General features: G+C 66.2%; 17 protein-coding genes and 1 pseudogene. 7 read left to right on the top strand and 11 right to left on the bottom strand.

The window, feature by feature from the left end:
- Window positions 1-11 precede the first annotated feature (11 nt).
- Window positions 12-908 carry a polysaccharide deacetylase family protein gene (locus ABIC50_RS23570; protein ID WP_011657062.1) on the top strand — a complete coding sequence of 299 codons (897 nt, stop codon included), beginning with the start codon at window positions 12-14 and terminating at the stop codon, window positions 906-908.
- 107 nt (window positions 909-1,015) lie between these two features.
- A complete protein-coding gene (locus tag ABIC50_RS23565) occupies window positions 1,016-1,477 on the top strand; it encodes a peroxiredoxin (protein WP_011657063.1) in 462 nt (153 codons plus the stop codon).
- A 192-nt stretch (window positions 1,478-1,669) separates the two neighbouring features.
- On the opposite strand, the pseudogene ABIC50_RS34010 reads toward ABIC50_RS23565, so the two are convergent.
- Window positions 1,670-1,914 (bottom strand): annotated as a pseudogene (locus tag ABIC50_RS34010) (hypothetical protein); the annotation flags it as partial.
- Here ABIC50_RS34010 and ABIC50_RS23560 point away from each other — a divergent pair.
- On the top strand, window positions 1,810-3,630 hold the full coding sequence (locus ABIC50_RS23560) for a PhoH family protein (RefSeq protein WP_012364032.1): 1,821 nt from the start codon (window positions 1,810-1,812) through the stop codon (window positions 3,628-3,630). The pseudogene ABIC50_RS34010 and the gene ABIC50_RS23560 overlap by 105 nt on opposite strands.
- A 239-nt stretch (window positions 3,631-3,869) precedes the next feature.
- Window positions 3,870-4,934 (top strand): C40 family peptidase, encoded by a 1,065-nt coding sequence (locus ABIC50_RS23555; RefSeq protein ID WP_354167121.1) that lies wholly within the window; start codon window positions 3,870-3,872, stop codon window positions 4,932-4,934.
- Window positions 4,935-5,052: 118 nt separating this feature from the next.
- On the opposite strand, the gene ABIC50_RS23550 is transcribed toward ABIC50_RS23555, so the two are convergent.
- The 10 genes from ABIC50_RS23550 to ABIC50_RS23505 form a co-directional block, all read right to left on the bottom strand.
- The gene (locus ABIC50_RS23550; protein WP_011657066.1) at window positions 5,053-6,063 is read right to left on the bottom strand and encodes an inorganic phosphate transporter; all 1,011 of its coding nucleotides are present in this window, start codon (window positions 6,061-6,063) and stop codon (window positions 5,053-5,055) included.
- A gap of 10 nt (window positions 6,064-6,073) precedes the next feature.
- Window positions 6,074-6,700, bottom strand: coding sequence for a DUF47 domain-containing protein (locus ABIC50_RS23545; protein WP_006755440.1), 627 nt, complete (start codon window positions 6,698-6,700; stop codon window positions 6,074-6,076).
- Window positions 6,701-6,838: 138 nt separating this feature from the next.
- Entirely contained in the window at window positions 6,839-9,259 is a 2,421-nt protein-coding gene (dnaB, locus tag ABIC50_RS23540; protein ID WP_354167118.1) for a replicative DNA helicase, read from the bottom strand.
- Between the two features lie 143 nt (window positions 9,260-9,402).
- A complete protein-coding gene (gene rplI / locus ABIC50_RS23535; RefSeq protein WP_006755438.1) occupies window positions 9,403-9,855 on the bottom strand; it encodes a 50S ribosomal protein L9 in 453 nt (150 codons plus the stop codon).
- Between the two features lie 27 nt (window positions 9,856-9,882).
- A complete protein-coding gene (gene rpsR, locus ABIC50_RS23530) occupies window positions 9,883-10,158 on the bottom strand; it encodes a 30S ribosomal protein S18 (RefSeq protein ID WP_011657068.1) in 276 nt (91 codons plus the stop codon).
- 4 nt (window positions 10,159-10,162) lie between these two features.
- Complete coding sequence (gene priB, locus ABIC50_RS23525; protein WP_011657069.1) at window positions 10,163-10,462, bottom strand: primosomal replication protein N; 300 nt, start codon at window positions 10,460-10,462, stop codon at window positions 10,163-10,165.
- A 40-nt stretch (window positions 10,463-10,502) separates the two neighbouring features.
- Window positions 10,503-10,877, bottom strand: coding sequence for a 30S ribosomal protein S6 (gene rpsF / locus ABIC50_RS23520; RefSeq protein WP_006755436.1), 375 nt, complete (start codon window positions 10,875-10,877; stop codon window positions 10,503-10,505).
- Window positions 10,878-11,118: 241 nt separating this feature from the next.
- Window positions 11,119-12,012, bottom strand: a complete 894-nt coding sequence (locus tag ABIC50_RS23515) for a zf-HC2 domain-containing protein (protein WP_354167116.1) — start codon at window positions 12,010-12,012, stop codon at window positions 11,119-11,121.
- Window positions 12,002-12,643, bottom strand: coding sequence for an RNA polymerase sigma factor (locus ABIC50_RS23510; RefSeq protein WP_011657071.1), 642 nt, complete (start codon window positions 12,641-12,643; stop codon window positions 12,002-12,004). Before ABIC50_RS23510 ends, ABIC50_RS23515 begins: the two co-directional genes overlap by 11 nt.
- Before the next feature lie 172 nt (window positions 12,644-12,815).
- Complete coding sequence (locus ABIC50_RS23505) at window positions 12,816-13,727, bottom strand: LysR family transcriptional regulator (RefSeq protein WP_059449916.1); 912 nt, start codon at window positions 13,725-13,727, stop codon at window positions 12,816-12,818.
- A gap of 171 nt (window positions 13,728-13,898) precedes the next feature.
- On the opposite strand from ABIC50_RS23505, the gene gcl reads away from it, so the two are divergent.
- From gcl to ABIC50_RS23490, 3 genes are read left to right on the top strand one after another with little or no spacing between them, the layout of a single operon-like run.
- The gene (gene gcl, locus ABIC50_RS23500) at window positions 13,899-15,674 is read left to right on the top strand and encodes a glyoxylate carboligase (RefSeq protein ID WP_011657072.1); all 1,776 of its coding nucleotides are present in this window, start codon (window positions 13,899-13,901) and stop codon (window positions 15,672-15,674) included.
- A 44-nt stretch (window positions 15,675-15,718) separates the two neighbouring features.
- Window positions 15,719-16,528, top strand: coding sequence for a hydroxypyruvate isomerase (gene hyi / locus ABIC50_RS23495; protein WP_124520198.1), 810 nt, complete (start codon window positions 15,719-15,721; stop codon window positions 16,526-16,528).
- A gap of 41 nt (window positions 16,529-16,569) precedes the next feature.
- Window positions 16,570-17,463 carry a 2-hydroxy-3-oxopropionate reductase gene (locus tag ABIC50_RS23490; RefSeq protein ID WP_165751549.1) on the top strand — a complete coding sequence of 298 codons (894 nt, stop codon included), beginning with the start codon at window positions 16,570-16,572 and terminating at the stop codon, window positions 17,461-17,463.
- Window positions 17,464-17,565 lie beyond the last annotated feature (102 nt).

Here is a 17,565-nt window from a genome sequence, read left to right as displayed (position 1 = left end):
GGGACGCTCGCTTGGCTCGTATCGTCCTCAAGATCGACGTCGACACGCTGCGCGGCACGCGCGAAGGCGTGCCGAACCTCGCTCGCATCTTCGACCGCTTCAGTGCGCGCGCGACCTTCCTCTTCAGCCTCGGGCCCGATCACACGGGCTGGGCGCTGCGGCGCGTGTTCCGCCCCGGCTTCCTGAAGAAGGTGTCGCGCACGTCGGTGGTCGAGCATTACGGCGTGAAGCAACTGATGTACGGCGTGCTGCTGCCGGGCCCCGACATCGGCCGCCGTGCGATCGCCGACATGCGCGCGATCCACGAGGCCGGCTTCGAATGCGGGATCCATACGTGGGATCACGTGTACTGGCAGGACAACGTGCGCGTGCGCGATCGCGACTGGACCGCGCGTGAAATGCAGAAGAGCCACGCGCGCTTCATCGACATCTTCGGCGCACCGCCCGTCACGCACGGCGCGGCCGGCTGGCAGATGAACGACGCCGCATTCGAGCAGATCGACGCATGGGGGATGCGCTACGCATCCGACGGTCGCGGCCATTCGCCGTACCTGCCGGTGGTCGGCGGCCGCACGCTGTCGCACGTGCAGATGCCGACCACGCTGCCGACGCTCGACGAAGTGCTCGGCATCGACGGCATCGACACGCACAACGTCGCCGCGCACATCCTCAAGTTCACGCAAGCCAATCCGCACGACCAGGTGTTCACGCTGCACGCGGAACTGGAAGGCCAGAAGCTCGCGCCGGTGTTCGAGCAGCTGCTCGCCGGCTGGCGCGCGCAGGGCCATACGTTTGCGACGATGGGCGACTACCACGCGACGCTGGACCGCGACTCGCTGCCATCGTACCCTGTCACGTGGGGCGAAATCCCCGGCCGCTCCGGCGAACTGATCGTCCAGCCCGACTGAGCGTGCGCGCGCGCCGGCACCGCCCGCCCCGCCCTCGCGGCGTGCCGCAGCGCCCCCGCCGAACCGCGCCGCCCGAGCGGCGCTTTCCATAACAACAGGAGAAACACGTGTCCGTCGAAGTTGACCGTCAAGTTCCCGATTTCACCGCACCGGCTACGGGTGGCGACATTTCGCTGTCCGGCCTGAAGGGCAAGAAGCTCGTCCTGTATTTCTATCCGAAGGACAACACGCCGGGCTGCACGACCGAAGGCCTGCAGTTCCGCGATCTCTATCCGAAGTTCAAGAAGGCTGGCGCCGAAGTCATCGGCGTGTCGCGCGACAGCCTGCGCTCGCATGACAATTTCAAGGCAAAGCTCGAGCTGCCGTTCCCGCTGATTTCCGATGCCGACGAAGCGCTGTGCGCGCTGTTCGACGTCATCAAGATGAAGAAAATGTATGGCAAGGAAGTGCGCGGAATCGAGCGCTCGACGTTCCTGATCGACGCCGACGGCGTGCTCCGCCAGGCATGGCGCGGCATCAAGGTGCCCGGCCACGTGGACGACGTGCTAAGTGCTGTACAAGCGCTTTGAGCCGCGCTATATTGGGCCGCAATGAATGCCAGTTCGCCCCATATTTCTCGTAGCTGCGCCGGTGCCCGTTGCGTTGCTTGCCGGCACCTGACGCGCATCACGACGGTATCAGCCGAGCCGCATGTCCCGGTCCACGGGGCAGCGGCTTTTTTTATGGACTGCGTGCCGGCTCTCGGTCCGGCCGTCATCTCGTCAAGGAGTTGACCGACACTTAGGCGAACCGGCTCGACGAAATTCCTGTGCGCCACCGCGCGCAAACTGCATGCGTCTACGTCACGCAGGATGCGATCAGCGGCGCACTTCATGCGACACGATTCCTCCCGAGGGACACCATGCCTTTGCCTACCCCCCCCAGCAAGCTCGGCAGCCTGCTGCCGCCCGACGAATACAAGGCGAAAGCGCGGCCCGCGAAAGCCGCGAAGAAATCCGCCGAAGGGGACGCATCCACAGCCGGTGACTACGGTCCGGCCAGCGTGGCCCAACCGATGACCGAAGCCGCGAACACGACCGCACCGCTGCGCGCCGTCGCGTCGTCGGAGCACGACACCGCAAGCACGCCCGCACGCGGCCGCAAGTCCCGGCAGACGGCCGCGTTGCTGCAGCCGATGCCGGCGCCGGCCGTACCGGCGGCACCCGCGGCCCCCGCCGCGCCGGTCGTTGCACGCAACGACAAGCCGGCCGCCGGCAAACCGTCCGCGGCGCCCGCGCGCGATGCCGGCGCGGCGACGAAGTCGCGCAGCCGCAAGCCGGCCGAAGCCGAACTGCAGAAGCTGTTCGTGCTCGACACCAACGTGCTGATGCACGACCCGAGCAGCCTCTTCCGCTTCGAGGAACACGACGTCTATCTGCCGATGATGACGCTCGAGGAACTCGACAATCACAAGAAGGGGATGTCCGAAGTCGCGCGCAACGCGCGCCAGGTGAGCCGCACGCTCGACTCGCTGGTCGCCGACGGCGGCCCGATCTCGGCCGGCATTCCGCTGTCGCGCCTCGGCAGCCGCGAGGCACTCGGCCGCCTGTACTTCCAGACGAAGCTCGCGGACATCGCGCCGATCGAAGGCCTGCCCGAAGGCAAGGCCGACAACCAGATCCTCGGCGTCGTGCGCGCGCTGCAGCGCGACCGGCCGGACCGCCAGGTCGTGCTGGTGTCGAAAGACATCAACATGCGGATCAAGGCGCACGCGCTCGGCCTGCCCGCTGAAGACTACTTCAACGACCAGGTCCTCGAGGACAAGGATCTCCTCTACAACGGCGTGCGCGAGCTGCCGCAGGATTTCTGGACCAAGCACGCGAAGGGCATGGAGAGCTGGCAGGACACGAAGACGGGCACCACGTATTACCGCGTGACCGGCCCGCTCGTCGCGTCGATGCTCGTCAACGAGTTCGTCTATCTCGAGCCGCAGAACGGCGAGCCGACGTTCCATGCGATCGTCCGCGAACTGAACGGCAAGACGGCGCTGCTGCAGACGCTGCGCGACTACAGCCACCACAAGAACAACGTGTGGGGCATCACCGCGCGCAACCGCGAGCAGAATTTCGCGCTGAACCTGCTGATGAACCCCGAGATCGACTTCGTCACGCTGCTTGGCCAGGCCGGCACCGGCAAGACGCTCGTCGCGCTCGCGGCCGGCCTCGCGCAGGTGCTCGACGACAAGCGCTACAACGAGATCATCGTGACGCGCGCGACCGTGCCCGTCGGCGAGGACATCGGTTTCCTGCCCGGCACCGAGGAAGAGAAGATGCAGCCGTGGATGGGTGCATTCGACGACAACCTCGAGGTGCTGCAGAAGACCGACGACGCGGCCGGCGAATGGGGCCGTGCGGCGACGCAGGAGCTGATCCGTTCGCGCCTGAAGGTGAAGAGCATGAACTTCATGCGCGGCCGCACGTTCGTCGACAAGTACCTGATCATCGACGAAGCGCAGAACCTGACGCCGAAGCAGATGAAGACGCTCGTGACGCGCGCGGGCCCCGGCACGAAGATCGTGTGCCTCGGCAACATCGCGCAGATCGACACGCCTTACCTGACCGAAGGCAGCTCGGGCCTGACCTACGTCGTCGACCGCTTCAAGGGCTGGGGCCACAGCGGCCACGTGACGCTCGCGCGCGGCGAACGCTCGCGGCTCGCCGACTACGCGTCGGACATCCTGTAACGCACGACACGCCGGCTCTCGCCGGCCGTCGACGCCACGCGGCGCTCCGTTTCCGGAGCGCCGTTTTTATTTTTGGGGTCGGAAACGTTGGTCACGCTTCGTAACGCAACGACCTCACTTACGCGCGAAACTTCAAGTAAATTCTCAGGAATGGTTGCCTAAGCCCCGCCGGAACGTCTACCATCGGGTCTGTCTGTTGTCATACGATTGGCGAGCGCGTCGCGCTCGTCCGCCTTCTCATGCTTCGAATCTGGGTTCCCGTCGCCGTCGTTTCACTGCTCGCGGCCTGCTCCAGCGTGCCGCCGCAGTCCGCATCGCGCACCTCCGGCATGAAGATCACGACCCCGCGCGCGTTCCCGCCGCCCGCCAATTTCCCGAAATTCGTCGATCACAGCGTCGGCCAGGAAGAAATCTCGATCCAGGCGATGAGCCTCGTCGGCGTGCCGTATCGCTGGGGCGGCAACACGCCCACGAGCGGTTTCGACTGCAGCGGGCTCGTGCGCTACGTGATCGGCCGCGCGGCCGACGTGAACCTGCCGCGCACGACCGCCGACATGAGCAGCCGCGGCGTGTCGATCGACCCCGAAGAGGTAGCGCCGGGCGACCTGATCTTCTTCAATACGACCGGACGCCCGCATTCGCACGTCGGCATCTATGTCGGCAAGCTGCGCTTCGTCAATGCGCCGTCGACCGGCGGCACCGTGCGGCTCGATTACCTGACGAACCCGTACTGGGCCAAGCGCTTCGACGGCATTCGCCGTGTCGCGCCGCCGCGCGGCACACCGGCACCGTTCGATACGCCGACCTACGAGGCACGACGCGACGCGCCGCCGGCCGCACCGGCCGCTGTCGCGACTGCCGCCGCGCCACGCCAGCCCGCCTATACCGCTGCGCAAGCGAGCGCTGCCCCGTCTCCCGCTCCGGTCGCGCCAGCCGCGGCCGTCGTATCGAACGCCGCGGTGGCGCCGGCAGCCGCGACCGCCGCCGATCCGTACGAACCGCCGCCGCCGCGCATGCAGGCCGCCCGGCAGCAGGCAACTTCCACGAACGGCGACATGCTCGCCTCGACCGCGAATGCAGCGGCGGCCGTCCCGGCAGAGGTCGGCACGCAGATTCCGACGACCGCGCTGACCGCCGCCCAGGCGGCCGCGTTCGACGACGAACCGCCGCCCGCCGCCGCGCCGTCGCCGCGCACCATCGAGCCCGCGCAGGTGTGGCGTGCGTCGACGCAATCCGCGCCCGTCAGCGCGCGCACCGGCACCGCGGACGATCCGATCGCCCGCTTCGCGAACGGCAGTTACTGACGCGGTTCATCGTCGGCGGCAACCGCGTCGTTCGCCGCACTTTTCCCGACCACCAAAGAAAATGCGCCGCAACCTTTCGGTTGGCGGCGCATTGCGTGTCGAGGCGACAGCGTCGGAATCAGAAGATCTGGTGCCCGACCCACCATCCGCCGGCCGCGATCAGCGCGGATGCCGGAATCGTCAGCACCCATGCCCACACGATATTGCCGGCGACGCCCCAGCGCACGGCCGACAGCTTCTGCGTCGCGCCGACACCGACGATCGCACCGGTGATCGTGTGCGTGGTCGACACCGGAATACCGAGGAACGACGCGATGAACAGCGTGATCGCCCCGCCGCTTTCGGCGCAGAAACCGCCGACCGGCTTGAGCTTCGTGATCTTCTGGCCCATCGTGCGCACGATGCGCCAGCCGCCGAACAGCGTGCCGAGGCCCATCGACAGGTAGCACGCGCCGATCACCCACGCAGGCGGCGCATCGGCCGTCGCCGACGCATAGCCCGACGCGATCAGCAGCATCCAGATGATGCCGATCGTCTTCTGCGCGTCGTTGCCGCCGTGACCCAGGCTGTACAAGCCCGCCGACAGCAGCTGGAACCGCCGGAAGCGCCGGTCGACCTTGCTTGGCGCGGTGCGGAAATACAGCCACGACACGCCGAGCATGAACAGCGAACCGAGAATGAAGCCGAGCAGCGGCGAAATGAAGATGAACGCGACGGTCTTCATCAGGCCGTCGATGTTCAGCGCGCTCCAGCCCGACTTCGCGAGCGCCGAGCCGACGAGGCCGCCGATCAGCGCGTGCGACGAACTCGACGGGATCCCGTAGTACCACGTGATCACGTTCCAGCCGATCGCGCCGATCAGCGCGCCGAACACGACGTAGTGGTCAACGATCTCCGGATCGATCGTGCCTTTGCCGACCGTCTGCGCGACCTTCAGGTGGAAGATGAAATACGCGATGACGTTGAACGCGGCCGCGAACACGACGGCCTGCTGGGGCTTCAGCACCCCGGTGGACACCACGGTGGCGATCGAGTTCGCCGCATCGTGGAAGCCGTTCATGAAGTCGAATACGAGCGCGACGAGCACCAGCGTCGCGACCATCCATAGGGCGAGTTGTATCGAATGCATCGTGGTCCGCTCAGGCGTTTTCCAGCACGATGCCTTCGATGATGTTCGCGACGTCCTCGCACTTGTCGGTGATCTCCTCGAGCAGCTCGTAGATCGCCTTCAGCTTGATGAGCGTCTTCACGTCGTCTTCCTCGCGGAACAGCTTCGACATCGCCGAGCGCAGCACGCGATCAGCCTCCGACTCCCAGCGGTCGATCTCTTCGCATTGCTTGAGGATCTGCGCCGACTGCTTCATGTCGGACAGCATGCCGACGGCCTGCTGCACGTGCTGGGCCGACTGCGTGACGATGTGCGCGAGCTGGCTTGCCTCGGACGTGACGGAGCGCACGTCGTACAGCGACACGGCCGTCGCGACGTCTTCCATCAGGTCGAGGATGTCGTCCATCGTCGTGATCAGCTTGTGGATCTCGTCGCGATCGAGCGGCGTGATGAAGGTCTTGTGCAGCAGATCGATCGCTTCGTGCGTCAGCTTGTCAGCGGCCTTCTCGGCAATTTGCACGTTTTGCTTGTGAATCTCGGCGTCGGCGAGATTGTCGATCAGCAGTTCGAGCTCGCGGCCACCGGAAACGATGTGCTTCGCGTGCGCGTTGAAGAGTTCAAAGAACTTGCCCTCGGTGGGCATGAATCGACCGAACATGGGATTCCTGAGAGATTGTCAAACTACTGTCACGAAAACGGGCGACATTGTACCGTTTCCGGTCGGGCCGCGCCGCGCGCATATGCGCACGGCGGGATTGGATACAACGTTTGGCGATTTAGGGCTTTACATCCGGCGTCACTCGCCGTAGAAGGTCTGCGCCCCTGCAAAGTTGTCGAACTTCGTGAATTGCCCCAGGAACGTGAGCCGAACGGGGCCGATCGGACCGTTACGCTGCTTGCCGATGATGATTTCGGCCGTGCCCTTGTCAGGGCTGTCCGGGTTGTAGACTTCATCACGATAAATGAACAGGATCACGTCCGCATCCTGTTCGATTGCGCCCGATTCACGCAAATCGGACATCACCGGACGCTTGTTCGGACGCTGTTCGAGGCCGCGGTTCAGCTGCGACAGTGCGATCACCGGCACGTCCAGCTCCTTTGCCAGACTCTTCAGCGATCGCGAGATTTCCGAGATTTCGGTCGCGCGGTTCTCGCCCTGCGACGAACCCGACATCAGCTGCAGGTAGTCGACGATGATCAGGCCGAGCTTGCCGCATTGCCGTGCGAGACGCCGTGCGCGCGAGCGCAATTCCATCGGGTTCAGGCCGCCCGTCTCGTCGATGAAGAGCTGCGCCTCGCTCATCTTCTGCACCGCGTGCGTGAGTTTCGGCCAGTCCTCGTCGGTCAGGCGGCCGGTACGCATCCGGTGCTGGTCGAGCCGGCCGATCGAGCCGAGCATACGCATCACGAGCTGGGTGCCCGGCATTTCCATCGAGAACACCGCGACCGGCAGCCCATACTCCACCGCGACGTATTCGCCGATGTTCATCGAAAAGGCCGTATTGTGGGTCACGACATAGTCGTCGGTCACGTACAGGCGCGACGGATGCGAGACCGAAATGCATTGCGTGGCCGCGCGGCGCGACGGCTCGATGCCGGTAATCACCGGCATCTTGCGGCGCATCCGGCCGGCCGTCAGCCGCTCGCGCTTGCCTTCGAACAGAAACAGGCTCTGCGGGTCCGGATGGCTGATCGTGCACACGTAGGCCGTCACGCCGGCAACGCGCTGGCCCTGCGACGTGAAGCTGGTCGCCTTTTCCGAAATCTGGCACCAGGCGCCGAGCGAGCGCGCCAGTTCCTGGACATCGCGTGCGAGCTGCGGGCTGGCCGTCGAGTACCGCACCGTGCCCCACGATTCGACCCAGCCATCGGTATCGAGCAGCCCGCGCAACAAGTCGAGCCGCGCGTCCTTGCCCGCATCGAGATAGGCACGTGGAATGAACTTGTCGTAGCTCGTGCATCCCCACACGCCGAGTGCCTCGAGCGCCGCCTTCAGCGGATTAACGGGCGGCCGCGGTGCGGACCCGGACGGACGGCGCTTGATTCGCCAGTCGTACCGCCCGGCATGTTCGAGTTCGAGCGTCGCGTCGACCCGCGCGCGCATCCGCTCCAACGTCTCCTCCGCCTTGACGCTGAAGCGCACCGCCGTGCCGCCGAGCGCGCCGTCACCGAGCAATGCGCCAAGGACCCACGGGTCGACAGGAAGCGCCTCGGGATGACCGAAATCCCCGCTCGGCATGTCGATCCACAAGCGGTTCCGGTACCGCTCGCGCGTCAGCAGCGTCCGGATTTCCGCCGTATTCAGAATGCGCGGCTTCGGCCATTCGCGGTAATGGACGCACCACAAATGCTCGTCACAGGCCTCGGCTGAACGGCCGTCCGAGAAGCGGACGCGGAAAACCTGCCGCTCGCCCTGTGGGTAAATTCCGGTCACGATCGACGGCGCGCCGTCGACCGACGCCAACGAATCGCCGACGGCCAGTTCGCCCATCCGCTTCCAGCCGCTCAGCGTCCTGACACGCGCGTCGAGCGGCTGCGCCTTACCCATCGACGGTCTTCCGGCCACGATGATCAACTCACCGCCGTGCATCCCGGACGTCATCCGGTCGAGGTCGACGAAACCCGTCGGCGTGCCCGTGACGTCGCTCGGATTCGCGGTGTGGTACAGCGTGTCGATGCGCTCGACGACCTGCGTGAGCAGCGGGCCGATCTCGAGGAAGCCCTGGTTGCCGCGCGCGCCTTCTTCCGCGATCGAGAACACCTTCGATTCGGCTTCGTCCAGCAGCTGGCGGACTTCCTTGCCCTGCGGATTGAACGCGTCGGCCGAGATTTCGTCGGCAACGGACACGAGCCGGCGCAGCACCGCACGGTCGCGCACGATTTCCGCATAGCGGCGGATGTTGGCCGCACTCGGCGTGTTCTGCGCGAGTGCGTTCAGGTACGCGAGGCCGCCGACGTCGTCGGCCTTGCCGGACGTGGTCAGCGCTTCGTACACGGTCACGACGTCGGCCGGGCGCGTCGACGCGATCAGCCGGCCGATGTGCTCGTAGATGATCCGGTGGTCGTAGCGATAGAAGTCGCCCTGCGACAGGAAGTCGGCAATCCGGTCCCATGCCGCGTTGTCGAGCAACAGGCCGCCGAGCACCGACTGCTCGGCTTCGACCGAGTGCGGCGGGACTTTCAGCGATTCGATTTGAGGATCTTGCGGCGCGTTCATGGGTTGGGATTATCGCGAATAACCTACGGCGTTGCTAGAGACGGGCCCCGACGAACAGGCAATAAAAAAGGCAGGCCCCGGTTGCCCGGGCGCCTGCCCTTGTCCGGACAGCGGAAGCCGCCCGGGAAGCTTGCGTACGACGCTTACGCGTGGTCGCCGATCACGTTGATCGTGACGTCGACGACGACGTCCGTATGCAGCGCGACCTGAACCGTGTGCTCGCCGATCATCTTCAGCGGGCCTTCCGGCATGCGAACTTGCAGCTTCTCGACTTCGTAGCCTGCCTTCTTCAGCAGTTCCGCGATGTCGCCGTTCGTGACCGAGCCGAACAGACGGCCGTCGACGCCCGACTTCTGCGTGATTTCGAACGACTGGCCGTTCAGCTTCTCGCCGACTGCCTGCGATGCTGCCAGCTTCTCGGCGGCGACCTTTTCGAGTTCAGCGCGGCGAACTTCGAATTCGGCGATCGCTTCCTTCGTTGCACGGCGAGCCTTGCGGTTCGGGATCAGGAAGTTGCGAGCGTAACCGTCCTTGACCTTGACGATGTCGCCGAGGTTACCCAGATTGGCGACTTTTTCCAACAGAATGATTTGCATTCGAATTCTCCTTATTGCGTCGCCTGATTACGCCTTGTGCTGATCGGTGTACGGCAGCAGCGCGAGGAAACGCGCACGCTTGATGGCCGTATCCAGCTGACGCTGATAGTGCGCCTTCGTACCCGTCAGACGAGCCGGCGTGATCTTGCCGTTTTCGCCGATGAAGTCCTTCAGCGTTTCCGTGTCCTTGTAGTCGATCTGGTCGACGCCGGCTGCCGTGAAACGGCAGAACTTCTTGCGCTTGAAGAGCGGGTTTTGTTGCTGACGACGCTTGTCGAATTTCTTACCAGTCGGGCGGGGCATGATTTCAGTCCTTTCCAATGTCCTGCAATGCTGTGATGTGAAACACCAAGGTTCTCGCGTTGCGGCTTTTCTTTGCCAGGAAGCCCGTGAACAGCGTTTCGACGCCCATTTCACGACTTTCCAGCCTGCCGCTCGCCTCACCGGCCGCCACCGCCTCGATCGTCATTTCGACCTGACGGGGAATGCCTGCTTCGACGACTTCCGTGCGGTGGTGCAACGTGGCGCTTGCGATCGGAACACCTGCCGGCGTATATCGCACCGGTGCGCGTTCGACGACGCTCGCCGTCAATTGCAACCTGTTCACGTGAGTAGCGCGCTCCTTGATGGCTTAATGAATGACGAACTTAAGCCTGCGCTTCGGTCGGCTGAGCAGCAGCCGCCTTCTTGGCTTCTTCGCGCTGAACTTCCTTCATCATCGGCGACGGGCCGGTCTCGGCCTTCTTCATCTTGACGATGAGGTGGCGCAGCACGGCGTCGTTGAACTTGAACGCGTGTTCGAGTTCGTCGAGCGTCGTCTGGTCGCACTCGATGTTCATGCAGACGTAGTGAGCCTTCGCGAGTTTCTCGATCATGTAGGCCAGTTGGCGACGGCCCCAGTCTTCGACACGGTGGATCTGGCCGCCGTGCGTCGTGATCGTGGTCTTGTAACGCTCGATCATCGCGGGCACTTGCTCGCTTTGATCGGGGTGCACGATGAATACGATTTCGTAATGACGCATTACACACTCCTTGTGGATTGAAGCCACCCGGGCGTCTGAACCGGTGTGGCAAGTGAGAAGCCGAAGATTCTAACCCGGATACAAGGCGCATGCAACACCGATCGACGATTCCGGACCGGATTCGGCCATGTTTTCAAAGACTTGAACCCGCGCCGGCGGTCGAACGGCGGCTCGCACGCCCGCTCGGAATCGGGGGACGGAGCCTCAAGCGCGGGTGACGGGCCGGCGCCGCGTCCCGCCGTCACTCGCCGCGCGCCCCGCCCAGCCGCGCGTCGAGCGCTGTCCTGAACGCGGCCAGCGCCGACGGCTCGGCGTCGGTCACGGCCCACCAGGTCATCCCGGCCGCGTCCCACCGGTCGAGCGCAAAGCCCTGCGACACGGTCGCGTACGGCGCCGCCTCCCCGCCGCCGCCGGCCGGCCGCACGTACACGTCGATCACGTGCTGCCGGTATCGGTACACGAGCACCGCGACGCGGCGCCGCCCGACGTAGTCGAGCCGGCCGCCCACGAGCGGGAAGCCGCTCGCCGACAGGTCCTCGACCGGCGGCGCATAGTCGAGCCGGCCGTTGAACCAGGGCTTGACGGTATGCCGGTCGGTCGAGATCACGTCGATGTCGCGCGCCGACAGGCCGGCCCGCACGTGGCTCGCGACCAGCTCGTCGACCATCTGGCCGGTTGCGGCGTGACGGGCGGACAGCGCCATCCCGGCCGCCGCGGCGAGCGCGACCACCAGCGCCACGCCCCAGCCGAGCCCGGGCACCGCCGTGACACGCGGCCCCGGACCGGCCGAGGCCGGGCGAGCCGATATGCCGCGGCCGGCCGGCCAGGAGAACCAGCGGCGAGCGCTCGATCGAGGCCGCGGCGCCGCATCAGGCTCCGGCGCCGCCGCGGCCGGCCCGCGCTCGCGCGCGCCGCCTGCCGCCGGCAGCGCCGCGAGGATGCTCGCCCGCAGCGCCTCGGGCGCGCGGTGATAATCGGCCTGCCGCACGGCCCGCCCCAGCACGACGATCCGCTCGCGTTCGCGGCGGCACGCGTCGCACCCGTCGACATGCCGCTGGACGCGCAACGCATCGGGCGCCGACAGCTCGCGGTCGACGTCCGCGTCCAGCAAGGCTCGCGCTTCGTTACAGTCCATCGATCGCCTCCGATGCGGTTCCGCTCGCCGACGCACGCCCCGACGCGGGGCCGGACGGCGGCACCTGCGTGCCGTCCAGCAGCGCGGCAAGCCGGCGCCGGCCGCGCGAGAGCCGCGACATCACCGTGCCCACCGGCACGTCGGCGATCGCCGCGATCTCGCGGTAGCTCAAATCCTCCATCTCGCGCAACACCAGCACCTCGCGGTATTCGGGCGGCAGCTTCGCGAGCGCCGCGTTCACGAGCCGCACGTTCTCGCCGCGCAGCAGCTGCGCGAGCGGATCGCCGGGCGCCGGCTGCCAGTCGTCGGGCACCTCCGTGTCGTCGAGCGTGTCGGGCAGTGCAACCTCGTGCGCGTGGGTGCGGCGGCGCCACTCCGTGTACCAGGTGTGGCGCACGATCGTCAGCAGCCACGGCCGGGCGTTGTCGCCGCGGCACGAGTCGACGAAGCGCAGCGCGCGCATGCACGCGTCCTGGACGACGTCGTCCGCATCGCCCGGATTGCCGCTCAGCCAGCGTGCGAGGTTGTACGCGGCGTCGAGATGCGGCAGCACGAGCGCGCGAAACCGCTCGCCGCGCGCGATCGCGTCATCCTCTGCCCGCTCGTCGACCGCCTGTCCGGCTTGCCCCACATCGCCTCCCTGGTCCCGGCGGCCCAAACCGCGCCCGTCTTGCACCCGTCTCGCGTCCGATGCCCGGACAGACCGGCAGCGTGCGCACTCGATGACCTTACCGCCGCTGCATCGAGTTTATTCCCGCATGAAGCCGGTGAAGCGCAAAAAATGCCCGGGCCCGCCGCGCCCGTTACGGCGTGCTGCTCCAGTAGCCGGGCCGCGCATACGCTTCGCGCAGGTAGTCGATGAAGTAGCGCACGCGCGCGGGCACGTAGCGCTGCTGCGGATAGACCGCGAGGATGTCGTAGTCCGGTAGCGCGTATTCGTCGAGCACCGTCTCGAGTTCGCCCGTCTCGAGCTGCGCGGCGATTTCCCAGGTCGAGCGCCAACCGAGCCCGAGGCTCTCGGCCACCCAGCGATGCAGCAGCTCGCCGTCGTTGCAGTCGAGATTGCCGGTCACCCGCATCGTGACGATCTTGCCGTGGCGCTGGAAATACCAGCCGCGGTTCTGCCCGCCCTGCAGGTTGAATGCGAGACAGTTGTGCTTGAGCAGGTCGTCCAGCGACTTCGGCCGGCCGTGACGACGGAAATACTCGGGCGTGCCGCACACGACGCGCCGGTTCGACGCGAGCTTCACCGCGACGAAGTTCGGATCGACCGAGCCGCCGATCCGGATCGACAGGTCGTAGCCTTCGCGCACCAGATCGACGACGCGATCGGTCAGGTTGAACGACAGCTGCATTTCCGGCTTGTCGGCGAGAAAACCGGGTGCGTGCGGCGCGACGTGCTTGCGACCGAACGCGGCCGGCGCGGACACGATCAGGTGCCCGCTGACCGCACGCCGCCCGGCGGCCAGCTCGTTCTCGGCCTGGTCCCATTCGGACAGCAGCCCGCGGCAGCGCTCGAGGAACGCGGCGCCCTCCTCGCTGACCACCAGCCGCCGCGTCGAGCGGTACATCAGCTTCACGCCGAGGCGCTTCTCGAGCGCATCGATGCGCCGCCCGAGCACCACCGGCGACACGCCCTCCTCGAGCGCCGCCGCCGCGAGGCTGCCCGCGTCCGCGACCCGCACGAACGTCTCGATCTGCTTGAAACGATCCATCTCCTGTCTCCGTCCCGGCGTCGACGCCGGTGGGAAGCCCCGTCCGGCCGTCATTCCATACTTTTAGTTTCGAAATAAGCGACTTCGGCTGATCTTATCAAACCTTTCCTGCATCCCTAAAGTGTTCCCAACAGACCGATTCGCAAGATCCACACATTCAAGGAGACATGCATGGCCAAGATGAGAGCCGTCGACGCAGCCGTACTCGTGCTCGAGAAGGAAGGCATCCAGACTGCGTTCGGCGTGCCGGGCGCAGCGATCAACCCGTTCTATTCCGCGATGCGCAAGTCGGGCGGCATCAGCCACGTGCTGGCCCGCCACGTCGAAGGCGCGTCGCACATGGCCGAGGGCTTCACGCGTGCCGCGCCCGGCAACATCGGCGTGTGCATCGGCACGTCGGGCCCCGCCGGCACCGACATGATCACCGGCCTGTACTCCGCATCGGCCGACTCGATTCCGATCCTCGCGATCACGGGCCAGGCACCGCGTGCACGCCTGTACAAGGAAGACTTCCAGGCCGTCGACATCGAGTCGATCGCGAAGCCCGTCACCAAGTGGGCCGTCACCGTGCGCGAACCGGCGCTGGTGCCGCGCGTGTTCCAGCAGGCGTTCCACCTGATGCGCTCGGGCCGTCCGGGCCCGGTGCTGGTCGACCTGCCGATCGACGTGCAGCTCGCCGAAATCGAATTCGACATCGACACGTATGAACCGCTTCCGGTCTACAAGCCCGCGGCGAGCCGCGCGCAGATCGAGAAGGCGCTCGCGATGCTCAACGACGCGGACAAGCCGCTGATCGTGTCGGGCGGCGGCGTGCTCAACGCGGCGGCAGAAGACTTGCTCGTGCAGTTCGCCGAAACGATCGGCGTGCCGGTGATCCCGACGCTGATGTCGTGGGGCGCGATTCCCGACGACCACCCGCTGATGGCCGGCATGGTCGGCCTGCAAACGTCGCACCGCTACGGCAACGCGACGATGCTCGCGTCCGACTTCGTGCTCGGCATCGGCAACCGCTGGGCGAACCGCCACACCGGCAGCGTCGAGGTTTATACGAAGGGCCGCAAGTTCGTGCACGTCGACATCGAGCCGACGCAGATCGGCCGCGTGTTCGGCCCGGACCTCGGCATCGTGTCCGACGCGAAGGCCGCGCTCGAGCTGTTCGTCGCGGTGGCGCAGGAATGGAAGGCCGCCGGCAAGCTGAAGGATCGCAGCGCGTGGGTGTCCGAGTGCCAGGCGCGCAAGCGCACGCTGCAGCGCAAGACCCACTTCGACAACGTGCCGGTGAAGCCGCAGCGCGTGTACGAAGAGATGAACAAGGTGTTCGGCCGCGATACGTGCTACGTCAGCACGATCGGCCTGTCGCAGATCGCCGCCGCGCAGTTCCTGCACGTGTTCAAGGCACGCAACTGGATCAACTGCGGCCAGGCCGGCCCGCTCGGCTGGACGATTCCCGCCGCGCTCGGCGTGCGTGCGGCCGATCCGACCCGCCCGATCGTCGCGCTGTCCGGGGACTACGACTTCCAGTTCATGATCGAGGAGCTGGCCGCCGGCGCGCAATTCAAGCTGCCGTACGTGCACGTGGTGGTGAACAACTCGTACCTCGGCCTGATCCGCCAGGCCCAGCGCGCATTCGACATGGACTACTGCGTGCAGCTCGCGTTCGACAACGTCAACGCACCGGAGCTGAACGGCTATGGCGTCGATCACGTGGCGGTGGCTGAAGGCCTCGGCTGCAAGGCGCTGCGCGTGTCCAAGCCGGAAGAGATCGAGCCGGCGCTGAAGCAGGCACAGGCGCTCGCGCAGGAGTTCAGCGTGCCGGTGGTCGTCGAAGTGATCCTCGAGCGCGTGACGAACATCTCGATGGGCACCGAAATCGACGCGATCAACGAGTTCGAGGAACTCGCCGAGAAGGCCGAGCATGCGCCGACCGCGATCTCGATGCTCGACTGATCCGCACGCCATTTTTTGACTGACCGACCGAAGAGGCTTAGCTCATGCCGAAGTTTGCTGCAAACCTGACCATGCTGTTCAACGAAGTGCCGTTCCTCGACCGCTTCAAGGCGGCCGCGGACGCGGGCTTCGACGCCGTCGAGTTCCTGTTCCCGTATCCGTACGCGAAAGAGGAACTCGCCGAGCGGCTCGAGACGCACCGCCTGCGCCTCGTGCTGCACAACCTGCCCGCCGGTAACTGGGACCAGGGCGAGCGCGGCATCGCGTGCCTGCCCGATCGCGTCGGTGAATTCCAGGAAGGGGTCGGTCGTGCGATCGAGTACGCGAAGGCGCTGAAGGTGCCGCAGCTGAACTGCCTCGTCGGCATCCCGTCGGCGAGCACGGCGCGCGACAAGACCTTCGTCACGATCGTCGACAACCTGCGCTTCGCGGCCGACGCGCTCAAGCGCGAAGGCATCCGCCTGCTGGTCGAGCCGTGCAACGGCTTCGACATCCCGGGCTTCGCGCTGAACCGCTCGTCCGAAGGGCTCGACGTGATCCGCGCGGTCGGCTCGGACAACCTGTTCCTGCAGTACGACATCTATCACATGCAGCGCATGGAAGGCGAACTGGCCGCGACCATCGAACGCAACCTCGCGTCGATCGGCCACGTCCAGCTCGCGGACAACCCGGGCCGCAACGAGCCGGGCACGGGCGAGATCAACTACGCGTTCCTGTTTGCGCTGCTCGACCGGCTCGGCTATGCCGGCTACGTCGGCTGCGAATACAAGCCCCGCACCACCACGACGGAAGGCCTCGGCTGGCTGCAAAGCGTCGCCGGCTGCGCACCGGGCTCGGCGCGTCGCGCCGCCTGAGATCCGCCCTTCCCATCTACGCCCCTATAGGAGACTTTCACATGGCAACCATCGGTTTCATCGGCCTCGGCATCATGGGCGCGCACATGGCGCGCAACCTGCTCAAGGGCGATCATCAGCTCGTCGTGAACGGTGCGTTCCCGGTGCCGGACGACCTGCGCGCGAGCGCGAAGGTCGTCGCGAACTCGACCGAAGTCGCGCGGAACGCGGACATCATCATCTCGATGGTGCCGGATACGCCCGACGTGCGTAACGTACTGTTCGCCGACGACGGCGTCGCGAAGGGCCTGACGGCCGGCAAGCTCGTGATCGACATGAGCTCGATCTCGCCGCTCGACACGCAGCAATTCGCGAAGCAGATCAATGCGCTCGGCTGCGACTACCTCGACGCGCCGGTGTCCGGCGGCGAAGTCGGCGCCCGCGAAGCGACGCTCACGATCATGGTCGGCGGCCCGGAGCAGGCCTTCGAGCGCGCGAAGCCGCTGTTCGAGAAAATGGGCAAGAACATCACGCTCGTCGGCGACAACGGCGCGGGCCAGACCTGCAAGGTCGCGAACCAGATCATCGTCGCGCTGAACATCGAGGCGGTCGGCGAAGCGCTGCTGTTCGCCGCGCGCTCGGGCGCCGATCCGGAGCGCGTGCGTCAGGCGCTGATGGGCGGCTTCGCCGCGTCGCGGATCCTCGAAGTGCACGGCGCGCGCATGACGAAGCGCACGTTCGATCCGGGCTTTCGCATCGAGCTGCACCAGAAGGACCTGAACCTCGCGCTCGACGGCGCACGCAAGCTCGGCCTCGCGCTGCCGCACACGGCGAGCGCGCAGCAACTGTTCAGCGTGTGCGCGTCGCACGGCGGCAAGGCATGGGATCACTCGGCACTCGTGCGTGCGCTCGAGATCATGTCGAACTTCGAAATCGGCCAGACGCCGGCCGCGTAACGCCGATGTAGCGGATGCAGCGGCGCGCGTTTCGCTGCAACGGCGAACGCGCGCGGGCGCAGCGCGAGTGCAGCGCGGGCGCAGCGCGACGCATGCTCGCGA

It is taken from the genome of Burkholderia sp. 567, from assembly GCF_040545115.1.
GTDB classification, from domain to species: Bacteria; Pseudomonadota; Gammaproteobacteria; order Burkholderiales; family Burkholderiaceae; genus Burkholderia; species Burkholderia ambifaria.
The sequence above is the reverse complement of the archived record's forward strand: the minus strand, read 5'-3'. Positions and strand labels throughout refer to the sequence as shown.

What these genes read in the sequence shown, in the direction of transcription:
- ABIC50_RS23560 (WP_012364032.1), top strand. Translation starts at nt 1,810, where the DNA reads ATGCCTTTGCCTACCCCCCCCAGCAAGCTCGGCAGCCTGCTGCCGCCC.
- ABIC50_RS23555 (WP_354167121.1), top strand. Translation starts at nt 3,870, where the DNA reads ATGCTTCGAATCTGGGTTCCCGTCGCCGTCGTTTCACTGCTCGCGGCC.
- ABIC50_RS23550 (WP_011657066.1), bottom strand. Translation starts at nt 6,063, where the DNA reads ATGCATTCGATACAACTCGCCCTATGGATGGTCGCGACGCTGGTGCTC.
- ABIC50_RS23545 (WP_006755440.1), bottom strand. Translation starts at nt 6,700, where the DNA reads ATGTTCGGTCGATTCATGCCCACCGAGGGCAAGTTCTTTGAACTCTTC.
- dnaB (WP_354167118.1), bottom strand. Translation starts at nt 9,259, where the DNA reads ATGAACGCGCCGCAAGATCCTCAAATCGAATCGCTGAAAGTCCCGCCG.
- rplI (WP_006755438.1), bottom strand. Translation starts at nt 9,855, where the DNA reads ATGCAAATCATTCTGTTGGAAAAAGTCGCCAATCTGGGTAACCTCGGC.
- rpsR (WP_011657068.1), bottom strand. Translation starts at nt 10,158, where the DNA reads ATGCCCCGCCCGACTGGTAAGAAATTCGACAAGCGTCGTCAGCAACAA.
- rpsF (WP_006755436.1), bottom strand. Translation starts at nt 10,877, where the DNA reads ATGCGTCATTACGAAATCGTATTCATCGTGCACCCCGATCAAAGCGAG.
- ABIC50_RS23515 (WP_354167116.1), bottom strand. Translation starts at nt 12,012, where the DNA reads ATGGACTGTAACGAAGCGCGAGCCTTGCTGGACGCGGACGTCGACCGC.
- ABIC50_RS23505 (WP_059449916.1), bottom strand. Translation starts at nt 13,727, where the DNA reads ATGGATCGTTTCAAGCAGATCGAGACGTTCGTGCGGGTCGCGGACGCG.
- gcl (WP_011657072.1), top strand. Translation starts at nt 13,899, where the DNA reads ATGGCCAAGATGAGAGCCGTCGACGCAGCCGTACTCGTGCTCGAGAAG.
- hyi (WP_124520198.1), top strand. Translation starts at nt 15,719, where the DNA reads ATGCCGAAGTTTGCTGCAAACCTGACCATGCTGTTCAACGAAGTGCCG.
- ABIC50_RS23490 (WP_165751549.1), top strand. Translation starts at nt 16,570, where the DNA reads ATGGCAACCATCGGTTTCATCGGCCTCGGCATCATGGGCGCGCACATG.